This is a genomic window from Arcobacter cryaerophilus gv. crypticus, from assembly GCF_002993025.1.
Classification (GTDB): Bacteria; Campylobacterota; Campylobacteria; order Campylobacterales; family Arcobacteraceae; genus Aliarcobacter; species Aliarcobacter cryaerophilus_B.
On sequence record NZ_NXGI01000002.1, the window covers coordinates 69,945 to 91,361 of the forward strand.

General features: G+C 29.1%; 18 protein-coding genes. 13 read left to right on the plus strand and 5 right to left on the minus strand.

Annotated features, from left to right (window positions below; genetic code table 11):
- Positions 1-3 precede the first annotated feature (3 nt).
- The 4 genes from CJ670_RS00735 to accB all read right to left on the minus strand — a co-directional run bounded on the left by CJ670_RS00735 (position 4) and on the right by accB (position 5,279).
- Complete coding sequence (locus tag CJ670_RS00735) at positions 4-1,587, minus strand: inorganic phosphate transporter (protein ID WP_105938495.1); 1,584 nt, start codon at positions 1,585-1,587, stop codon at positions 4-6.
- Between the two features lie 95 nt (positions 1,588-1,682).
- On the minus strand, positions 1,683-3,212 hold the full coding sequence (locus CJ670_RS00740) for a DEAD/DEAH box helicase (RefSeq protein WP_105938496.1): 1,530 nt from the start codon (positions 3,210-3,212) through the stop codon (positions 1,683-1,685).
- Positions 3,213-3,431: 219 nt separating this feature from the next.
- Positions 3,432-4,784, minus strand: coding sequence for an acetyl-CoA carboxylase biotin carboxylase subunit (locus CJ670_RS00745; protein WP_105911608.1), 1,353 nt, complete (start codon positions 4,782-4,784; stop codon positions 3,432-3,434).
- Positions 4,785-4,793: 9 nt separating this feature from the next.
- Complete coding sequence (gene accB, locus CJ670_RS00750) at positions 4,794-5,279, minus strand: acetyl-CoA carboxylase biotin carboxyl carrier protein (protein ID WP_105938497.1); 486 nt, start codon at positions 5,277-5,279, stop codon at positions 4,794-4,796.
- Between the two features lie 140 nt (positions 5,280-5,419).
- Between accB and CJ670_RS00755 the strand changes: the two genes are divergently transcribed.
- The 13 genes from CJ670_RS00755 to CJ670_RS00815 all read left to right on the plus strand — a co-directional run bounded on the left by CJ670_RS00755 (position 5,420) and on the right by CJ670_RS00815 (position 21,088).
- Positions 5,420-5,857: a deoxycytidylate deaminase gene (locus CJ670_RS00755; protein WP_105911606.1), complete on the plus strand. Its 438-nt coding sequence runs from the start codon at positions 5,420-5,422 to the stop codon at positions 5,855-5,857.
- 9 nt (positions 5,858-5,866) lie between these two features.
- Positions 5,867-6,436, plus strand: coding sequence for a class I SAM-dependent methyltransferase (locus CJ670_RS00760; RefSeq protein ID WP_105938498.1), 570 nt, complete (start codon positions 5,867-5,869; stop codon positions 6,434-6,436).
- A 62-nt stretch (positions 6,437-6,498) separates the two neighbouring features.
- A complete protein-coding gene (locus tag CJ670_RS00765) occupies positions 6,499-7,248 on the plus strand; it encodes a (Fe-S)-binding protein (protein ID WP_105909701.1) in 750 nt (249 codons plus the stop codon).
- Positions 7,245-8,615 carry a lactate utilization protein B gene (locus CJ670_RS00770; RefSeq protein WP_105938499.1) on the plus strand — a complete coding sequence of 457 codons (1,371 nt, stop codon included), beginning with the start codon at positions 7,245-7,247 and terminating at the stop codon, positions 8,613-8,615. Before CJ670_RS00765 ends, CJ670_RS00770 begins: the two co-directional genes overlap by 4 nt.
- On the plus strand, positions 8,608-9,195 hold the full coding sequence (locus CJ670_RS00775) for a LutC/YkgG family protein (RefSeq protein ID WP_105938500.1): 588 nt from the start codon (positions 8,608-8,610) through the stop codon (positions 9,193-9,195). The genes CJ670_RS00770 and CJ670_RS00775 overlap by 8 nt, the downstream gene beginning before the upstream one ends.
- A gap of 26 nt (positions 9,196-9,221) precedes the next feature.
- Positions 9,222-11,441, plus strand: a complete 2,220-nt coding sequence (locus tag CJ670_RS00780; RefSeq protein ID WP_105938501.1) for a sensor histidine kinase — start codon at positions 9,222-9,224, stop codon at positions 11,439-11,441.
- Positions 11,416-12,060 (plus strand): response regulator transcription factor, encoded by a 645-nt coding sequence (locus tag CJ670_RS00785; RefSeq protein WP_105909697.1) that lies wholly within the window; start codon positions 11,416-11,418, stop codon positions 12,058-12,060. The genes CJ670_RS00780 and CJ670_RS00785 overlap by 26 nt, the downstream gene beginning before the upstream one ends.
- An 87-nt stretch (positions 12,061-12,147) precedes the next feature.
- On the plus strand, positions 12,148-13,788 hold the full coding sequence (locus CJ670_RS00790) for a lactate permease LctP family transporter (protein ID WP_105938502.1): 1,641 nt from the start codon (positions 12,148-12,150) through the stop codon (positions 13,786-13,788).
- A gap of 117 nt (positions 13,789-13,905) precedes the next feature.
- Entirely contained in the window at positions 13,906-16,743 is a 2,838-nt protein-coding gene (locus CJ670_RS00795; RefSeq protein WP_105938503.1) for an FAD-binding and (Fe-S)-binding domain-containing protein, read from the plus strand.
- Positions 16,744-16,918: 175 nt separating this feature from the next.
- Positions 16,919-17,746 (plus strand): peptidylprolyl isomerase, encoded by an 828-nt coding sequence (locus CJ670_RS00800; protein ID WP_105911597.1) that lies wholly within the window; start codon positions 16,919-16,921, stop codon positions 17,744-17,746.
- Positions 17,747-17,766: 20 nt separating this feature from the next.
- Entirely contained in the window at positions 17,767-19,197 is a 1,431-nt protein-coding gene (gene gatB / locus CJ670_RS00805; RefSeq protein WP_105938750.1) for an Asp-tRNA(Asn)/Glu-tRNA(Gln) amidotransferase subunit GatB, read from the plus strand.
- A complete protein-coding gene (locus CJ670_RS00810; protein ID WP_105938504.1) occupies positions 19,197-20,093 on the plus strand; it encodes an NAD(P)H-dependent glycerol-3-phosphate dehydrogenase in 897 nt (298 codons plus the stop codon). The genes gatB and CJ670_RS00810 overlap by 1 nt, the downstream gene beginning before the upstream one ends.
- 8 nt (positions 20,094-20,101) lie before the next feature.
- Positions 20,102-21,088, plus strand: coding sequence for a YhdH/YhfP family quinone oxidoreductase (locus CJ670_RS00815; protein WP_105938505.1), 987 nt, complete (start codon positions 20,102-20,104; stop codon positions 21,086-21,088).
- Positions 21,089-21,133: 45 nt separating this feature from the next.
- Here CJ670_RS00815 and CJ670_RS00820 read toward each other — a convergent pair whose 3' ends face one another.
- Positions 21,134-21,343: a hypothetical protein gene (locus CJ670_RS00820; protein WP_105911594.1), complete on the minus strand. Its 210-nt coding sequence runs from the start codon at positions 21,341-21,343 to the stop codon at positions 21,134-21,136.
- Positions 21,344-21,417 lie beyond the last annotated feature (74 nt).

Consider the following 21,417-nt stretch of genomic DNA (forward strand, 5'->3'; position numbering starts at 1 on the left):
TTTTTAAACTGCTACAATTCCTTTTATCATATAATAAATTCCAGCAGCTAAAAGAGCTGATGTTGGTACTGTAATAATCCAAGCTGCAATTATTTTTTTTACTGCATCTCGTTTTACATATTTAGTACCTTTTGCTTCTTTGAAATCTTTTTTCTCTTGCTTAACTAAATCTTCTATCTCATCAATTTTTTTAAATAATTCTACAATTTTTATATATGTAGATTTATTTTTATCTTTAATGGCTTCAAATTTAGCTAAATCTGCTTGAGCCTTCTCTAGTTCTTTTTTATGTTTTTTAAACTTTTCTCTAATATCTTGAACATAGTTTTTTTCACTCATATCAAGTGCTTCTCTTAAAAATCCAACTCCAAAAACCCCACCAATTGCAATATGAGTTGAAGAAACAGGAAGTCCCATTTGACTAGCGATAATAACTGTTACAGCCGTTGCCATTGCAACTGAAAAAGCTCTCATTTGATCAAGTTCTGTAATTTCACTACCAACAGTTTTAATAAGCCTAGGACCATACAAAATAAGACCAATAATAATACCAATAGCACCAACAACCATAATCCAAAAAGGAACTGTTGCATTTATGCTTCCACCACCATTTACTATTGCATCATTAATAGCAGCAAGTGGTCCAATAGCATTTGAAACATCATTTGCACCATGAGCAAATGATAGTAAGGCAGCACCAAAAATAAGTGCAGGTGTAAATAATTTATTTACACTAGATCTATCATTTGATAAGTTTGATAAATTTTTATCTATATGTTGTTTAGTTAAAAAATATGCAGCAATAGCAAATAAAATACTAATTCCTGAAGCAAATAAGAAACTAACATTAAATAATTGCTTTAAACCTTTTAAAATTAAGTATGTTGTAAAAGCCCAAGTCATTATTGCAATTAAAATAGGTACAAATTTTTGCGCTTGTTCTAGCATATTCTCTTTATAAACAATTTGTTTTTTTATGAAATACAAGAAACTTGCAGCAACAATACCACCAAGCAAAGGTGATATTACCCAAGAAGATGCAATCTCTGCTAAACTACCCCAGTTTAATATTGAAAATCCAGCACTTGCAATTCCAGCTCCCATAACTCCACCAACAATTGCATGAGTAGTTGAAACAGGTGCTCCAATAGATGTAGCAAAATTTAACCAAACAGCACCTGCAAGAAGTCCAGCTGTCATAGCCCAAATAAATGAATTTTTATCAGCAATTAATGAAGGATCAATAATTCCACTTTTAATAGTATTAACAACATCCCCACCTGCAATAATAGCTCCAGCACTTTCAAATATAGCTGCTATTATAATTGCTCCTGTTAGTGTTAAAGCTCTTGCACCAACTGCTGGTCCAACATTGTTTGCAACATCATTTGCTCCAATATTTAAAGCCATGTAAGCGCCAAAAATAGCACCAATTATTAAAAAAGTATTATCGGGTACTTTACCGTGAGAAGAGTATGTCCAAAGAAATACTGCTAATAAAAATAGAAGAGAAAGAGATAATTTTGCGAAGCTTGAAAGAGATTTCTCGGTGGCACTTTCAATAGTTTTTATGGTTTTCATATCCATAGAATGTTCCTTGTGTAACTAAATTGTAATAAGGTTATTATAGTTTAATTACTCTTATTTGAAGTTTAGTTACAAGGAAAAATTAGAAGAAGAGATTAGTCTCTTCTTCTAGGTCTTGAGCTTCTTGCAGGTTTGTCAGCTGAATCTCTATTTGTATCTCTGCTTGAGCTATTTCTTGATGTTGATGGTTTTCTTTGACCACCTTTATCATCTCTTGAACCAGAATCTCTTCTTTGTCCACCACCGCTTCTTCCTCTTCCTCTTGGAGGTCCTCTTCTATCATCACCTCTATCACTAGTTCTTGCTGAGTTTTCAATTAGTCTACTTATGTCACTTTCACTTTTTCCTATGTTGTTGTTTCCTTTTACATAAGTTTTAGAAGCAATAATTGAAGCTAATTTGAATGCAATTGTTGAAATATCAAACTCTTCTTTTAACTCCTCAACAATAGTTATTGCATAATCTTTTACTTCTTGATCTAAGATAGATTGTTTAAGCTCATCAATTTTCTTTTGTTTAACAGTTGAAATATTTGGAACAACCTTTGACTCTAATTTTGCACCAATTGTTTTCTCAATTCTTTGAAGAGTTCTAAACTCATGAGGTGTTACAATTGAAATTGCAACTCCATCTTTTCCTGCTCGTCCAGTTCTTCCAATTCTATGAACATAAGATTCACCGTCAAAAGGTAAATGATAGTTAAATACGTGAGTTACATCATTTACATCAAGCCCTCTTGCTGCAACATCTGTTGCAATTAGAATTTCAAGTTTTGAAGTTTTAAATGCTTTTATAGCTTCTTCTCTTTGTTTTTGTTCCATATCACCGTGTAATGATTTAGCCATAAAACCTTGAGATAATAAAAATGTAGATAATCTATCAACATCTTTTTTTGTTCTACAAAATATAATAGATTTTTTTGGATTTTTATAATCAAAAAGTCTAATTAATGCATCATCTCTTTCTCTTTCATCTACTACATAGAAAGTTTGAGTAATGTTTTTATTTGTAACATCTGATTTTGTAATTGTTATAAATTCTGGCTCTTTTAAAATAGTTTTTGCAAGATTCTTTATTGCTGTTGGCATTGTTGCTGAGAAAAGTAAAGTTTGTCTATTTTCTGGAAGATATGTAAAAATCTCTTTAATATCTTCTAAAAATCCCATATCAAGCATTTCATCAGCTTCATCTAGTATCACAAATCTTGGTTTAATTTTTATATGTCCATTTTTTAATAAATCCAAAAATCTTCCTGGAGTTGCTACTATAACGCTTGCTGTTTCAATTAATTTTAGTTGTCTTGCATAAGCTTGTCCACCATAAACAGTTGCTGTGTTTAAACCTAGAAATCTACCAAATTTGAATAATTCATCGCTTACTTGCATTGCTAGTTCTCTTGTTGGAACTATAACAACTGCTTCTGCATTTGTTCCTGTTAATTGATTTAAAACAGGTAATCCAAATGCTGCTGTTTTACCTGTTCCTGTGTGTGCTTGTCCTACAATATCTTTACCTGCTAAAATATGAGGAATTGCATCTATTTGTATTGGACTTGGTTCTTTAAAACCAGCCTCGTCTATTGCTTTTTGTAAATTGTCTTTAAATTTAAAGTCTTGAAAAGTCACTTTTTATCCTTAAGTATATATTGCGAATATACACTCTTATATTAAAAAACCTTCCTATAATGGATAATCAAATATAAAAAATACGTAAGTTTTTAGTATAAAATTACTAAATCTTAAAAAAAGATAGGCATATAAATGTGTATAAATCTGCGGATTATATCTAAAAAAGGATTAAATTTAGCTTTAAGAAAGAAAAATCTCTCTTAAATGCCAAAATATCTAAATACTATCAAGACCTTTGTAGTTTTCAAGGTATTTTGTATCGTAGTTGTTGCTTATGAAATCTTTGTTTTGCATCATTTTTTGGTGAAATGGAATATTTGTTTTAATTCCTTCAACCTCAAATTCGCTTAAAGCTCTTTTCATTATATTAATAGCTTTTTCTCTATCTCTTCCCCAAACAATTAGTTTTCCAATCATTGAGTCATAGTGAGGAGGAACAATATAGTTTGTATAAACGTGTGAATCAACTCTTACATTTCTTCCACCTGGAACCATCCATTGAGTAACTTTTCCTGGACTTGGTAAAAATGTATTTGGATCTTCAGCTGTAATTCTACACTCTATTGCATGACCTCTGAATTTAATAGATTCTTGAGAAGGTAACTCTTCACCTTGAGCAACTTTAATCATCCACTCAACAATATCAATTCCTGAAACCATCTCTGAAACTGGATGTTCAACTTGAAGTCTTGTATTCATCTCCATGAAGTATATATTTTGTTGATCATCTGCTAAAAATTCAAAAGTTCCAGCACCTTCATATTTTAAGTATTTTGTAGCTTTTACTGCAACATCAAGAAGTTTTGCTCTTGTTTCGTCATTTAATAAAATTGCAGGTGACTCTTCTATTACTTTTTGATGTCTTCTTTGAAGTGAACAATCTCTCTCACCTATATGAATAGCATTTCCATGACTATCTCCAATAACTTGAACTTCTATATGTCTAGGATTATTAATAAATCTCTCTAAATACATTGTTCCATCACCAAAAGCTGCTAATGCTTCACTTGAAGCTGCAAGATATTGTGAATCAAAGTCTTTTTCTTCTTTTATAAGTCTCATTCCTCTTCCGCCACCACCAGCAGAAGCTTTTGCCATAATTGGATAACCAATCTCTCTAGCAATTTTTTTACCTTCATCAAGAGTTCGTACAGCACCTTTACTTCCAGGAACTACAGGAACTCCAGCTCTTACCATCTCTTCTTTAGCTTTTGATTTATCAGCCATTTTCTCCATAACTTCAGAAGATGGACCAATAAATTTAATGTTGTGAAGTTTACAAATCTCTACAAAATCTTGATTTTCAGATAAAAATCCATATCCAGGAAAAATTGCATCACAACCTGTCATTTCTGCTGCTGTTATTAAAGCTGGAATATTTAAGTATGATTCGCTTGATTTCGCACCACCAATACAAACAGCTTCATCTGCATGTTTTAAATATGAAGCATTTTTATCACCAGCACTATAAACAGCAACAGATTTTTTACCCATCTCTTTTATAGTTCTAATAGCTCTTTGAACTATCTCGCCTCTATTTGCTATTAAAATCTTTTTTATTTCTGCCATATGTTACTCTTAAACTTTTTCAACTATAAATATTGGCATATCGTATTCAACTGGTTCCCCATTTTGAACTAACATCTCAAGAATTTTACAATCAAATTCAGCTTCAACTTCATTCATAATTTTCATAGCCTCTAAAATACATATAGTTTGTCCTTTTCTAACAATATCACCAATTCCACAAAAAGATGGAGAATCAGGAGATGGAGAAGAGTAATAAGTTCCTACCATTGGTGCATTTATTGCTATACCATTTGATGAACTATCTTTTGACGTTTCATTTGAAATAGCAGGAGTAGATAAAACAGATGAAGATGTAGAAGCATTTTGAGTAACAGAAGCAACAGTTTGAACCATTGGAGAAGTTGAAACTGTAGTAACTCCACCTTCAAAACCTCTTTGCATAGAGATTTCAAACTCTGCTTCTTTAACTCTTAGTTTATTAAGTTCACTTTTATCGAAAACTCTAATTAACTCTTTTATATCTTTAAAATCCATATTTAGCCTTTTTTTTATAAAAATTTCTATGATAATATCAAAAACTTTCTAATTATTATATTTTTAGATGTAAAAATAAGCTTTTTTTAAGATTATAAATCAAAATTTGCTATAATCTCAAAAAAAATTAGGCAAAAATTATGATTAGTGATAAAAACTTTTTAAATATAGCAAAAGAGTTATCTTTTGCTTCTAAATGTGTATCAAAACAAGTAGGTGCTGTAATAGTAAAAGATGGAAGAATTCTATCAACTGGATATAACGGAACACCTGCTGGTTATCAAAATTGTAGTGATTTCTGGGATGGAAAATATACAAAAGATCATCACGATTGGTCAAAAACTTATGAAATTCATGCAGAGATGAATGCTATTATTTGGGCTGCAAGAAAAGGTATTAGTATAGAAGGTGCTACAATTTATGTTACATTAGAGCCTTGTAGTGAATGTTCAAAAAATTTAATAGCAAGTGGAATAAAAAGAATAGTATATGAAAAATCTTATGAACATACAAATTCTCAAATCATCTCAAAATTTTTAGAAGATAATAATGTTCAAATTGAACAAATTTCTGAATAATAGTTTTTAATGGCATTTAAAGATAATCATATATTTTATAAATCAGCGATTTCAAAACATGGAATAAGTGCGCAAGGAGTTCATTGGAACTCCGAATACAATCAATATAAAAGATTTGAAGTTTTAACTTGTTTTGTAAAAGATGAAATAAAAGAATCAACTATTGTAGATGCAGGTTGTGGTTTTGGAGAGTATTATAATTATCTATTTGATAATGATTTTAAACCAAAATCATATATTGGAATTGATTGTGAAGAAAAGATGATAACTCTTGCATCAAAAAGATTTTTAGATACAAGTTTTTATACTAAAAATATTTTAGAAGATGAACTTCCAATTGCAGATTATTATATTTGTAGTGGAGCTATGAATATATTGGAAGAAGAAGAAGCTTTTATTTTTATAAATAAATGTTTTAAAGCTTCAAAAAAAGCATTTGTTTTTAATTTATTAAAAAATGACCAACTTTCAAAACTAAATATTAATGATATTTATACTTATTGTAAAAGTTTATCAAAACAAACAGAGGTAAGGGAAAATTATTTATATAATGATATTAGCATCTTGATGCAAAAATAAATTATCATATATATCTCATACATATGATATAAAATTAGTTAATAAAAAAATAAGGAGCGTAGATGAGAATAGGTCTTTTTATTCCCTGTTTTATGAATGAGCTATATCCAAATGTTTGTAAAGCAACATACAAGTTATTAAAAAATCAAAGTTTAGATATAGATTATCCTATGGAACAAACTTGCTGTGGGCAAGCTATGGCAAACTCTGGTTGTTCTAAGGATATAAAAACTTTAGCAATAAATTTTGTCAATACATTTAAAGATTATGATTATATAGTTGCACCAAGTGCTTCATGTGTTACTATGGTAAAAGAGCATTATGCAGAGTTTTTTGACAATAATAAAGATTATAATAAAGTAAAAGCTTCTATTTATGAAGTTTGCGAATTTTTACATGATATTATAAAAGTTGAAAATATAAATTTTAATGTTTCATTTCCGCATAAAGTAGGGCTTCATAATTCATGTCATGGACATAGAGTTTTAAAACTTGCAACTGCTAGTGAACTTAATATTCCTTATGATTCAAAATTAAAAAATCTTCTAAACAAAGTATCTGATATTGAATTAGTTACATTAAAAAGAGAAGATGAGTGTTGTGGATTTGGTGGAACATTTAGTGTTGCTGAAGAAGCAATTTCAGTTGCTATGGGAAAAGATAGAATTAAAGACCATTTAGATTCAAATGCTGAGATAATGACAGGTGCTGATATGTCATGTTTAATGCATATGGATGGAATTATAAATCGTGATAAAAATCCTATAAAAGTAATGCATATTGTTGAAATCCTTGCAGGTGTAAGACCATGAGTAGTCACAGTGTAAATGCAGCAAAATTTGTTGCTAATGATGAGAGAATGCATTGGCATGATCAAGCACTTTGGTTTGTAAGAGAAAAAAGAGATCTTGCAAGTAAATCAATTCCTGAATGGGAACAATTAAGAGAGTTCGCAAATCAAATAAAAACTCATACAATGGCAAATCTTGATACTTATCTTCTAGAATTTGAAGAAAATGCTACAAAAAAAGGAATAAAAGTTTATTTTGCATTTGATGCACTTGAACACAATCAAATTGTTGCAAAAATATTAAAAGAACACAATGTCACAAAACTTGTAAAATCAAAATCAATGTTAACAGAAGAGTGCCATCTAAATCCTTATTTAGAAAAATTAGGAATTGAAGTTATTGATACAGATTTAGGTGAAAGAATAGTTCAATTAAGAAATGAACCACCTTCACATATCGTTCTTCCAGCAATTCATCTAAAAAAATCAGATGTAAGTGATACTTTCCATGAACATTTAGGCACAGAGCAGGGAAATTACGACCCAACTTATTTAACACGAGCAGCAAGAGGAGCTTTAAGAGAAGATTTTTTAACAGCACAAGCTGGACTTACAGGAGTTAATTTTGCGATTGCTGAAACTGGTGGAGTTGTAGTTTGTACAAATGAGGGAAATGCAGATATGGGAGCTAGTGTTCCTAAGCTTCATATTGCTTCTATGGGAATTGAAAAAATCATTCCAAGACTTGAAGATTTATCTGTATTTACAAGACTTCTAGCAAGAAGTGCAACTGGTCAACCAATCACATCTTATACTTCACATTTTCATGAGAGTGTTGAGGGTGGAGAGATGCATGTAATTATTGTTGATAATAATAGAAGTCAATTTTTATCATCTGAAAAAAATAAAAAAGCACTAAATTGTATAAGATGTGGAGCTTGTATGAATACATGTCCAGTTTACAGAAGAAGTGGTGGTCACTCTTATGAATATGTAATTCCAGGACCTATTGGTTCAATTTTAGGAGCAAAAAAAGAGCCAGAAAAACACAACTCTTTACCATTTGCTTGTACATTATGTGGTTCATGTACAAATGTTTGTCCAGTAAAAATTGATTTAGATTCACAACTTTACAGCCTAAGACAAGATTTAGGTAATGCAAATTTAATTGATAGTAAAAAGAAAATGGCAATGAAGGTAACCGCTTGGTTAATGAGTAAACCAGCTTTATTTGATTTTGCTGGTAAAATGGCAAGAGTTATAGTGCCAAAACTTCCAAAATCTATACTCTATAATAAACTAAATGTTTGGGGAAAACAAAGAGATTTACCAAACTTCCCTAAAAAAAGTTTTAAAGAGATGTTCAAAGATGGAGATTTAGATGACTAGTAAAGAAAAAATTTTAAAAAATATTAAAGAGAATAATTTAGTAAAAGATGCGAAACTTCCATCTTATGAAAATTTTGGAGTAAAATTCGAAGATAAATTTGAAACATTTTCTAAAATGATTGAAAGTGTTGGAGGAAAGGCTCTTTTAATTTCAAAAGAAGATTTGGATAAAACAATAAAAACTCTTTATCCAGATGAAAAACAAATAGCTAGTGATGTTGATTTTTGTTCAGTTGGGAATTTTGATGCCAATGATTTTGATGATGCACATGATTTAAAAGATATTGATTTAGCTGTTGTAAAAGGTAATTTTGCAGTTGCTGAAAATGGTGCTATTTGGATGAAAAATGAAAACAATAGACATAGAGCTTTATATTTTATCGCACAAAATATAGTAATTGTAATAAATGAAGATGAGATTGTAAATAATATGCACGAGGCTTATGAAAAACTTAGCTTTGAAAAAGCTGGTTTTGGTGTATTTATATCAGGTCCTTCAAAAACAGCAGATATAGAACAGTCTTTGGTAATTGGAGCACATGGTCCAAAATCTGGTTATGTAATATTTATTAAATCCTAATATAATTGCTAGATAGGAAAATAACAATGAGATACTTTTTACTATTTAGCATATTTTTTATTAGCTTTTTACAAGCAAGTCAGAATAAAGAAGTATTATTAATCCACTCATATCATAAAGGGTATGCTTGGACTGATGATATTTCAAGTGCAATAGAAAAGAGCTTTAAAGAACACAAAGATATTGAGCTTACTACCGTTTATATGGATACCAAAAGAATAGATGATTCAATATATTTAGATAATCTTGCAAAACTATATAAACAACAATTCTCTAATAGACCATTTGATTTAATAATAATTAGTGATAATAATGCTTTTGATTTTATATCAAAATATTATGAATATTTATTTAAAGATACACCAGTTTTATTTTGTGGAATAAATGATTATAATAAAGATAGCTTAGAAAAATTATATTTTAAAGATATTTCAGGAGTTGCTGAAGCTGTAGATGTTGAAAGAAATTTTGAGTTAATTTCAAAACTACACCCAAATATAAAGAATCTTTTAATTATAAATGATAAATCAATAACTGGTTTAGCTGTAAAAAAAGATTTAACAAAAATTATTGAGAAATATAAAAAAAGATTTGATATTGAATACACTGATAACCTTGAAATATCTGATTTAAAAACAAAAGTATCAAATCTTGAAAAAGGAAATAGTGCGATTTTATTTGTTCTATTGTTTAAAGATACAACAGGAAAATATTTTACCTATAAACAGAGCTTTGAAGAGGTAAGAAAAGTTAGCAAAGTACCAATATATGGTCTTTGGGATTTTTATTTAAATAGTGGAATGGTTGGAGGATTATTGACTTCAGCCGTTGCTCAAGGTCAAACTGTATCTAAAATGGCAATAGAAGTTTTAAATGGTAAAGATATAAAAGATATTCCAGTAGTTGAAGAATCACCAAACATTTATATTTTTAATTATAATGAATTAAAAAGATTTAATATTGATATTCCAAAATATATTGAAAATCCTATAATAATTAATGAGCCTAGATCAATATATAAAGAGCATAAAAACTTTTTTATAATTACAATTATTATAATCTTATTATTAAGCATTATTGTTGTTATCTTAAAGGTTAATATTAAAAGAAGAGAAAAACTTGAGCTAGAACTATCAAATAGAATAGAGTTTGATAAAGTGCTTCTTGATACTATTCCAAATGCTATTTATTATAAAAATATTGATGGAAAATTTCTAGGTTGCAATACTGCTTTTGGAACTTTAGTAAACTCTACAAGAGAAGAGATTATAGGTAAAACTGCCTTTGATTTTTTTCCAGAAAAAATTGCTATGATAAATACACAAATTGATAAAGAGTTATTAAAAACATTTACGACAAATAGTTCTGAATTTACTTTTTATACACCTTCAAATGAAATGAAGCATATAGTTTTAAATAAAGCCGTATATAAAAATATAGATGGAACTATTGGTGGAATTGTATGTATTATGGATGATATGACAGAGAGAATTCAGCAAAAGCAGTTTCTAATTCAACAAAGTAAACTAGCTGAAATGGGTGATATGATTGCAGCAATCGCTCATCAATGGAATGAACCTTTAGTTGAATTATCTGCACTAGTTCAAGATATTCAAACTTCATATTTATTAAATGAATTAAAAGATAATGATGTCCAAAGTTTTGTAAACGATTCAATGGTTCAAATAAAATATATGTCTAAAACTTTAAGTGATTTTAGAAATTTCTTAAAACCATCTACAAAAAAGGTTCTTTTTTCTATCTCAAAAGCATTAAATGAGATAAATGAAATTATAGGAAAACAAGTTTTTTACTCAAATATAAATATGAGTTTTAACTATAAAAATGAAAATGAAGAACTTTTAATTTATGGATATGAGAATGAGTTTAAACAAGTTTTATTAAATATTATAAACAATGCAAAGAATAAAATTATTGAAAAAAACCTTCCAATAAATAAAAAAGGAAGTATTGATATAAATATTAAAAGATGTGAAGAATCTAATATGATAGAAATTATTGATGATGCAGGTGCAATTGATGAAAAAATAATAAACTCAATTTTTGAACCATACTTCACAACAAAAGAAGAGGGAATGGGACTTGGACTTTATATGGCAAAAATAATTATTGAGGATAAAATGAAAGGAATTATAAATGTTAGGAATTATAAAAATTGTGTTATTTTTACAATAAATCTTCCATTTAAAAGGATTAAAAATGAGAATTTTACTTTTAGAAGATAATAAAAAACTAAATGAAACAATCACTAAAAGATTAAAAATGAAAAACTATAATGTAGCATCTTTTACCGATGGTGCAGAGGCTTATGAAAAAATAACTGAGGGTTTCTCTTGCTTTATCTTGGATATTAATGTTCCAAATATTGATGGAATAAATATTTTAAGAAAAATTAGAGAGTTTTATGAGATTGTTCCAGTTATTATCATAAGTGCTAGTGTTGAACTTGATGTAATAAAACAATCATATGATTTTGGATGTAATGACTATTTAAAAAAACCTTTTTTTATAGATGAATTAGAGATAAAAATAGAAAAACTATGTCAAATCAAAGATGATAAAATATATTTTGATATAGACTCATATTTTGATTTTATATCTTCAACAATAATTTCTAATAATAAAGAGATTCGACTAACTAAAAAAGAGAAACTTCTCATGAATCTATTTCTTAGTAAAAAGAATCAAGTTATTACCTATGAAACAATAGAGAACTATGTTTGGGAAGGGAATTATGTATCTTTAGAATCTATTAGAAGTCTAATTCGAAGACTAAGAAAAATACTAGATAAAGATTTTATTCAAATAGTTATTGATACAGGTTATATTTTTAAAAATCTTTAAATACTTCTTTAATTTTAATATTAAAATCATATAAATCTCATATCTTTTTATTAATATCCTAGTTATTATTTTTACTAGGAGGTTTATATGCAAACTTGGCAACAAGTATATGCGCCAATTGGAGGAAGTTTAGGTTTATCAGCACTTGTGGCACTAATTCCTATCGTTTTTTTCTTTTTGGCACTTGCGGTATTTAGAATGAAAGGACACTATGCAGCAATAATTACACTAGCATTATCAATGGTTGTGGCAGTTTTTGCCTTTGAAATGCCAGTTAATATGGTATTTGCATCTGCTGAATATGGGTTCTTGTTTGGTTTATGGCCGATTGCTTGGATTATCGTAGCATCAGTATTTTTGTACAAATTAACTGTAAAAAGTGGACAATTTGAGATTATTAGAAATTCTATTATTAAAATAACAGAAGATCAAAGAATTCAAGTTATTTTAATTGGTTTTTCATTTGGTGCTTTTTTAGAAGGTGCTGCTGGTTTTGGTGCACCTGTTGCTATTACTGCTGCTATTTTGGTAGGGCTTGGATTTAAACCATTATATGCTGCTGGATTATGTCTTATTGCAAATACTGCTCCTGTTGCATTTGGAGCACTTGGTGTGCCAATTATTGTTGCTGGACAAGTTACTGGAATTGATGCTTTTACAATTGGAGCAATGGCTGGTAGACAGTTACCTTTACTATCTTTGATTATTCCTTTATGGCTTGTTGCAATGATGGATGGATGGAAAGGTATAAAAGAAATATGGCCTGTTGCATTAATTGCTGGAGGAAGTTTTGCTATTTCTCAATATCTTACTTCTAACTATATTGGTCCTGAGTTACCAGATGTTACTTCGGCTATAGTTTCTATTGTTGCAACAACAATATTCTTAAAATATTGGAAGCCAAAAAATATTATGAAAACAGTAGAATTAGAAGATGTTGTTCAATCAACATATTCAACTTTTAAAATATTTAAAGCTTGGTCTCCATTTATTATTCTTTCTATAATAGTAACAATATGGACGACTACATGGTTTAAAGCTTTCTTTGCAAAAGGGCAAATTTTATCAAATACTATTTTTAAGTTTGAGTTTTCAGCTATTCATAATATGATTTCTAAAATGCCTCCAATTGTAAGTGAACCTAAAACATTTGATGTTGTGTACACTTTTAATCCTATTTCAGCAACAGGTACTGCTATTTTCTTAACAGCAATTATCACTATGTTTATTTTTAGATTAAATATAATTACAGCAACAAAAACAATGGGTGAAACAGTTTTTGAATTGAAATGGGCTATTGTATCTATTGGTATGGTTCTTGGATTTGCATTTGTAATGAATTATTCAGGTATGTCTTCAACTATGGCACTTGTTTTAGCAAATACTGGTTTCTTATTCCCTTTCTTCTCACCATTTTTAGGATGGCTTGGAGTGTTTTTAACTGGTTCAGATACTTCATCAAATGCACTTTTCTGCGGATTACAACAACAAACTGCTCAACAATTAGGTCTTAATGAAACACTAATGGTTGCAGCAAATACAACTGGTGGGGTAACTGGAAAAATGATTTCACCTCAATCAATTTCTATTGCTTGTGCATCTACTGGAATTGTTGGTAAAGAGTCTGATTTATTTAGATTTACAGTTAAACATAGTTTAATACTTGTAGTAATTATGGGACTTATAACAATGTCTCAAGCATATATTTTTACTTGGATGATTCCATAACTAATATAAATTTTATTTAGGTTTTTTACCTAAATAAAATTACTCTTTTATAAATATCATACTATTATCATTTAGTAAAGTTAGAATTTATATCTTATGAATCCTAGGAGAACTAAAATGCTAGATAGCAAATACCAAAATTTCTTTGATGAAATATCAAAAAAGATTTCAATAAACAAAATTTTTACAGATAAACTTCATACTTTAGCTTATGGAACTGATGCATCTTTTTATAGATTAATTCCAAAAATTGTTATAAAAACAGACAATGCAAAAGAAGTTCAAGACATTATTGAGTTATCACACTCTATGAATTTAAGTATTACTTTTAGAGCAGGTGGAACTTCGCTTTCAGGACAAGCTATTAGTGATTCTATTTTAGTTATTACATCTAGAAACTTCTCAAAATTTAAAATCTCACCAGATGCTAGTTTTATATCTTTACAACCAGCACTAACAGGTTCTCAAGCAAATGGATTACTTGCAAGATATTCTAAAAAAATTGGTCCAGACCCAGCTAGTATAAATGCTGCTATGATTGGTGGAATTGCTGCAAATAATGCATCTGGAATGTGCTGTGGAGTTTCTCAAAACTCATATAAAACTCTAAAATCTATGAAATTAATCTTTGCAGATGGAACTAAACTTGATACAGCAGATGAAAATAGTAAAGATGAATTTAGAATTAGTCATGCAGCTTTTTTGCAAGATTTAAGAACTTTTTCTAATGAAACAAAATCAAATGAAGAGTTAAGAGCAAAAATTGAAAAAAAATTTAAAATAAAAAACACATGTGGTTACTCAATAAACTCTTTAATTGATTTTGATGATGAGTTTGAAATTTTGCAGCATTTAATCATTGGAAGTGAAGGAACTTTAGCTTTTATTGAAGAGATTACTTATTATACAGTTGAAGATTTAAAAGATAAAGCAAGTGCATTAATATATTTTAAAGATATGAATGAAGCCTGTCATGCTGTAACAAAACTAAAATTAGCAAAAGATTCAAATCAAATAGTTGTAGATGCAGTGGAACTTATGGATAGAGCAGCTTTAAGAAGTATTCAAAATGACCCAGCGATGCCAATATTTATAAAAGATTTTGATGATGAGGTAACTGCACTTTTAATAGAAACAAGAGCAATAAGTGATGAAAAATTAAATACTCAAATAAATCAAATTGAGGATTTATTAAAAGAGTTTAATGTCAAAAGAGATATTTATTTTACAAAAGATGAAGAAGAATACAATCTTTATTGGAAGATTAGAAAAGGACTTTTTCCAGCTGTTGGAGCTGTAAGAGTTACTGGAACAACAGTTATTATTGAAGATGTTGCATATCCTATTGAAGTATTAGCAGAAGCTACACTTGAACTTCAAAGCTTATTCCAAAAATATGGTTATAGCGAAGCAATTATTTTTGGTCATGCCTTAGATGGAAATTTCCATTTTGTATTTACTCAAGATTTTTCAGATATAAAAGAAGTAAAAAGATATGATGATTTAATGAATGATGTAGTTAATTCAGTTGCAGTTAAATATGAAGGAAGCTTAAAAGCAGAGCATGGAACAGGAAGAAATATGGCTGCATTTGTTGAAGTTGAATGGGGAAAAGAAGCTTACAATATAATGAAAAAAATCAAATTATTGTTTGACCCAAAATGTTTATTAAATCCTGGAGTTATAATAAATGATGATAAAGAAGCTCACCTTAAAAATCTTAAAACACTACCTGCTACAAATGAAATTGTTGATAAATGTATTGAATGTGGATTTTGTGAACCTACATGTCCATCAAATGAACTAACTTTAACTCCAAGACAAAGAATTGTAATAAATAGAGAGATTTCAAGACTTGAAAGTATTGGAAATGTAAAAGAAGCAAAAGAGTATAAAGATTTATACCAATATGACGGAATAGAAACATGTGCAACTTGTAGTTTATGTTCAACTGCTTGTCCTGTTAAAATAGATACTGGGAATTTAACAAAACATTTAAGAGCTGAACAATTAACTTCTAAAGATAAAGCTATCGCAAATTATGTAGCAAATAATTTTTCTACAACTTTAACAGGTATTAGATTTGGTCTTCATAGTTCAAACTTTATACACAAAGTTTTGGGAACTTCTAAGATGGAATCATTTACAAAAACATTAAGAAGTATTAGTAAAAATAAAACTCCAAAATGGTCACCAACAATGCCAAAAGCTATAAGTATAAACTTAAACTTTGAACAAAAAGATAGTGATAAAAAAATAGTTTATTTTCCATCTTGTATAAATAGAACTATGGGTTTAAACTCTATATCAAAAGAAGACAAAGAGCTTTTTGATATTACAGTTGAGTTACTACAAAAAGCTGGTTACCAAATCATTTTTCCTCAAAATCTATCTAATCTTTGCTGCGGTATGCCATTTTCTTCAAAAGGATTTAATGAAGCTTCAAATACAAAATCTTCACAACTTGAAGAGGCACTTTTAAATGCAAGTGAATTTGGAACTTACCCAATTTTATGTGACACAAGTCCATGTACAAAAAAGATGATGGAGAGTTTTTCTCATAAATTATCAATTTATGAACCAATAGAGTTTGCATTAAAATTCCTAACAAACGATTTAGAATTTATGCCAACAAATGAAGCAATAACAATTCATACAACTTGTAGTTCAAGAAAAATGGGACTTGAAGATAAATTCAAAAAATTAGCACAACTATGTTCAACAAATGTAATTATTCCATCAGATGTAAAGTGTTGTGGATTTGCAGGTGATAGAGGATTTAACTTCCCTGAATTAAATGATTCAGCTTTAAGATATTTAAAAGAACAAACTTTTGGTGCAAAAATGGCATTTTCTACATCGAAAACTTGTGAAATTGGATTAAGTGAAGAATCAGGACTTGATTATAACTCTATTTTTTATCTAATAAACAAAGTTACTAAAGCTAAGATATAGAGAAAATCTCTATATCTTAAGCTTATTACTTAATATTAGCTACTAAAGTATTTTAGGTATATTTATTTTTGTGAATTCTTTTTTTAGCATATTTTTATATATAAATTAAAAATAAAAGAAATATTTACTAAGTTTTCGATAAAATATTGGCTTTATCAAAGAAAGGATTCCCAAAATGCACAAATTTCTACTAGCTTTAGTTTTAGGCTCAAGCTTAACATACGCTTCAACAATAAACGGTATAGCGATAACTGTTAATGATGAACCAATAACACAATATGATATTGAAAAAACAATGTCTGTAAATAAAATCTCGAAAAACGAAGCAGTTATTTACTTAATTGATAAGGTTTTATATGACCAACTAGTTAAGAAAAACAATATCACTGCTGATATTTTTGAAACAAATGAGTATATTGAAAAACTTGCAAACTCAAATGGAATGGATGTGTATGCATTTAAAGGAATTGTAAAACAAGAGTATCCAAATTATGAAGCTTTTGAAAATGAGGCAAAAAATGCTGTAATTAGACAAAAACTTATTGCTAGTTTGGTTCGTGGACAATTGGCAATTGCAAATGATGAAGATATGCAATTATATTATGAAAAAAATATAAACAAATATTTAACTTCAAAATATTTCGATGTTGTTCAATATAGCTCTACAAATAGAAATGCACTTGTTGATACAATTCAAAATCCATCAAAAGCAGCTTCAGGTGAAGTTACAAAAATGCCATTAAAATTAGAGAGTAATAAAATTCACGCTCAGCTACAATACATTTTAAATGGTACAAAACCAAATACATTTACTCCAATATTTACAGCAGATAAACAATATGTAACTCTATTTTTAAAACAAGCAGAAGGTAAAGTTGCAATTCCTTTTGAAGCTGCAAAACCTAGAGTTTTTAATGATATTATGGAGCAAAGAGAACAGACATTTTTGAAAGATCATTTTGAAAAACAAAAAGTAAAAGCAGATATAAAAGTATTAAGATAAGGATTTAAAATATGTCAAGTATGTTTGAAATAGTAATAGGTTTAGAAGTTCATGCACAATTAAATACAAAAAGTAAACTATTTTGTTCTTGTGCAACAAGTTTTGGAGAAGAAGCAAACAGTAACACTTGTCCAACTTGTCTAGCACTTCCAGGAGGACTTCCTGTTTTAAATAAAGAGGCAGTTCATAAGGCTATTATGCTTGGAACTGCACTAAAATCACAAATAAATCAAGTATCGGTTTTTGATAGAAAAAACTATTTCTATCCTGATTTACCAACTGGTTATCAAATATCTCAATTAAGTACTCCAGTTGTTGGTCTTGGTGAATTAACTATTGATTTTCCAGATGGAAGCCAAAAAACTATTGGAGTTACAAGAGCTCATTTAGAAAATGATGCTGGAAAAAATATCCATAGTGGTAACCATTCACAAGTTGATTTAAATCGTGCTGGAACTCCACTTCTTGAGATTGTTTCAGAGCCTGATATGAGAAGTGCTGAAGAGGCTATTTTATATCTTAAAAAACTTCATTCGATTGTAAGATATTTGGGAATTAGTGATGCAAATATGCAAGAGGGAAGTTTTAGATGCGATGTTAACGTATCTATAAGACCAAAAGGTGATACAAACTTTTACACTAGATGTGAAATAAAAAATATGAACTCATTTAGATTTATTGAAAAAGCAATTGCTTATGAGGTAAATAGACATATTGAAGCTTGGGAAGATGGTGTTCATTCTACGCAAATTGTTCAAGAGACAAGACTTTTTGATACAACTACTGGAGAAACAAGAAGTATGAGAGGAAAAGAAGATGCGGCTGATTATAGATATTTTCCAGACCCAGACCTTTTACCTTTAATTATTAGCGATGAAATGCTAAAAGAGTACTCTAAAATTCCAGAGCTTCCAGATGAGAAAAAAGCTAGATTTGTAAAAGAGTATGGACTAAAAGAGTACGATGCTTCTGTTATAACTTCATTTTTAGAGATGGCAAACTATTTTGATGAGATGATGAGTGAAGGAATTAGCTCTAAAAATGCTACAACTTGGCTAACTGTTGAGCTACAAGGAAGATTAAAAGAGGGTGTTACTATTGAAGAGTCGCCAATAGATGCAAAAACACTAGCTACAATTGTAAAAAGAATTGAAGATAATACAATCTCTGGAAAAGCTGCAAAAGAGGTTTTAGATGATTTAATTGCAAACTCTTCAAAAGATGTAGATGGAACAATTCTTAAATTAGGACTTAAACAAGTTTCAGATGATGGAGCTTTATTTGCAATTATTGATGAAATTTTAGCTGCAAATGCTGATAAAGTTGCAGAATATAAAGCTGGAAAAGAGAAAATGTTTGCATTTTTTGTAGGACAAACTATGAAAGCATCAAAAGGAAGTGCAAATCCTCAAAAACTAAATGAGCTAATAAAAGAGAGATTAAGCAAATAATGAAAAATGGCAAAATCGCAGTAATTGGTGCTGGAAAATGGGGACAAGCTCTTCATTTTGCACTAAGTGCTAAACAAGAGTGTTTTATAACTTCAAGAACAAAAAGAGATATAAAAAATTTTGTACCTTTAGATTTTGCCCTATCTTGTGAATATTTGATTATTGCAATTCCAGCACAAGAGATAAAAGCTTGGTTAAAAGAGAATTTTGTTTTTAAAGGTCAAAAAATCCTTGTTGCTTCAAAAGGAATTGAGGCAAACAGTGGAGAGTTTTTAAATGAAATCTATGCATCTTTTGTACCAGATGAAAATATTGGATTTATCTCAGGACCTTCATTTGCTGCTGAGGTGATAAAAGGCTTGCCTTGTGCTTTGGTGATTAATTCAAAATCAAAAAAAATATATGAAGAGTTTAGTAAATTTTTCCCAAATTTTATAAAAACATATTATAGTTCAGATGTTGTTGGAGCTGAAATAGCAGGAGCTTATAAAAATGTTTTAGCAATTGCAAGTGGAATTTGTGAAGGATTAAATCTTGGAAAAAATGCACAAGCATCACTTATCTCACGAGGTTTAGTAGAGATGCAAAGATTTGGAAAACATTTTGGTGCAAAAAAGATGACTTTTTTGGGTCTTAGTGGTGCAGGTGATCTATTTTTGACTGCAAATTCTACAATGAGCAGAAACTTTAGAGTTGGTTTGGGATTAGCAAAAAACAAAAGTTTAAATGATATTTTAGATGAGTTAGGTGAAGTTGCAGAGGGTGTAAAAACTGCAAGTGCGATAGATAAATTATCAAATGAGCATAAAATTTATACACCAATAGCTCAAGAGGTAAAATTAATACTTGATGGAAAAAATCCAAAAGATAGCCTAAAAGATTTACTTAAAAATTAAGGAAGAAAATGAAAGCTTTTGTAGTTGAAAAAAATCATAATGATGAAATTATTTCTAGTTTAAAAGATGTTGAAAAACCAATTTGTGGTGAAAATGAAGTTATTATAAAGGCTACATACTCATCTTTAAACTATAAAGATGCTCTTAGTTCTGTTGGAAATGCTGGAGTTACTAGAGTTTTTCCACACATTACTGGTGTTGATGTTGCAGGAGAGATTGTTGAGACAAAATCAAATATCTTTAAAGTAGGGCAAAAAGTTATTGTTACTGGATATGATTTGGGTATGAATACAAATGGTGGACATAGCCAATTTGTTAAAGTTCCTGCTTCTTGGCTTGTAGTAATTCCTAGTGCTTTAAGTCAAAAAGAGGCTATGATTTATGGAACAGCAGGACTTACAGCAGCACTAAGTATAAATGAGTTAATAAATAACAAAATAACACAAGAAAATGGCGATATTTTGGTTACTGGTGCAACAGGTGGAGTTGGTTCTTTGGCAGTTGCAATTTTGAGTAAATTAGGTTTTAATGTAATCGCTCTTTCTGGAAAAGAAAACAAGATAGATTTTTTGAAAAATATTGGTGCAAGTGAAGTAATTTTAAGAGAAGAATTTTTAAAAGATAGTTCAAAAGCTCTTTTGAAACCAAGATTTGCAGGAGTAATTGATACAACAGGTGGAGATATTTTATCAACAGCTTTAAAACAGACAAATTATGATGGAGTTGTTACTTGCTGTGGACTTACAGCTTCAAGTGGTTTAAATACAAATATTTTCCCATTTATTCTAAGAGGTGTAAGATTAATAGGAATTGATAGTGTTGAGTGTAGTTTAGATAAAAAACAAGATGCTTGGGAAAAATTAGCAAGTAAATATAGTGTTAAAAATCTAAATGAAATTACAAATGAAATAAGCTTAGATGGGATAAAAGATGCCTATGAAAAACTTCTAAATGGTACTGCTGTTGGAAGATATTTAGTGAAAATTGAAAGTTAAAAAATGGGATTTAAAGCCCAAGCTATTTGTGTTCTTAAAAAGAAATCATAAATATCTTTTTGATGCTTTTATTAACTTATATCTTAAATTTTTTTTTCTAGCATAGCTATCTTCTATATGATCATTATCATATATATATTCTTTTTTAGGTTCAATATAATATTGATTATTTTTGCTTTTATCATCAATATAGGGAGTTTCGGATTCTAATTTTCCACTCTCGTAATAAGTTTTTTCAACTTCTTTTATAACCATTTTCTTTAATCCTTTTATGATAACTATAAAATATTTTTTAATGAAATATATAGCATATTTAATAATTTAGGGAT

Excerpts from the sequence above, each read along its gene's own strand:
- CJ670_RS00735 (WP_105938495.1), bottom strand. The coding sequence starts at position 1,587 with ATGGATATGAAAACCATAAAAACTATTGAAAGTGCCACCGAGAAATCT.
- CJ670_RS00745 (WP_105911608.1), bottom strand. The coding sequence starts at position 4,784 with ATGGCAGAAATAAAAAAGATTTTAATAGCAAATAGAGGCGAGATAGTT.
- accB (WP_105938497.1), bottom strand. The coding sequence starts at position 5,279 with ATGGATTTTAAAGATATAAAAGAGTTAATTAGAGTTTTCGATAAAAGT.
- CJ670_RS00755 (WP_105911606.1), top strand. The coding sequence starts at position 5,420 with ATGATTAGTGATAAAAACTTTTTAAATATAGCAAAAGAGTTATCTTTT.
- CJ670_RS00760 (WP_105938498.1), top strand. The coding sequence starts at position 5,867 with ATGGCATTTAAAGATAATCATATATTTTATAAATCAGCGATTTCAAAA.
- CJ670_RS00765 (WP_105909701.1), top strand. The coding sequence starts at position 6,499 with ATGAGAATAGGTCTTTTTATTCCCTGTTTTATGAATGAGCTATATCCA.
- CJ670_RS00770 (WP_105938499.1), top strand. The coding sequence starts at position 7,245 with ATGAGTAGTCACAGTGTAAATGCAGCAAAATTTGTTGCTAATGATGAG.
- CJ670_RS00775 (WP_105938500.1), top strand. The coding sequence starts at position 8,608 with ATGACTAGTAAAGAAAAAATTTTAAAAAATATTAAAGAGAATAATTTA.
- CJ670_RS00780 (WP_105938501.1), top strand. The coding sequence starts at position 9,222 with ATGAGATACTTTTTACTATTTAGCATATTTTTTATTAGCTTTTTACAA.
- CJ670_RS00785 (WP_105909697.1), top strand. The coding sequence starts at position 11,416 with ATGAGAATTTTACTTTTAGAAGATAATAAAAAACTAAATGAAACAATC.
- CJ670_RS00790 (WP_105938502.1), top strand. The coding sequence starts at position 12,148 with ATGCAAACTTGGCAACAAGTATATGCGCCAATTGGAGGAAGTTTAGGT.
- CJ670_RS00795 (WP_105938503.1), top strand. The coding sequence starts at position 13,906 with ATGCTAGATAGCAAATACCAAAATTTCTTTGATGAAATATCAAAAAAG.
- CJ670_RS00800 (WP_105911597.1), top strand. The coding sequence starts at position 16,919 with ATGCACAAATTTCTACTAGCTTTAGTTTTAGGCTCAAGCTTAACATAC.
- gatB (WP_105938750.1), top strand. The coding sequence starts at position 17,767 with ATGTTTGAAATAGTAATAGGTTTAGAAGTTCATGCACAATTAAATACA.
- CJ670_RS00810 (WP_105938504.1), top strand. The coding sequence starts at position 19,197 with ATGAAAAATGGCAAAATCGCAGTAATTGGTGCTGGAAAATGGGGACAA.
- CJ670_RS00815 (WP_105938505.1), top strand. The coding sequence starts at position 20,102 with ATGAAAGCTTTTGTAGTTGAAAAAAATCATAATGATGAAATTATTTCT.
- CJ670_RS00820 (WP_105911594.1), bottom strand. The coding sequence starts at position 21,343 with ATGGTTATAAAAGAAGTTGAAAAAACTTATTACGAGAGTGGAAAATTA.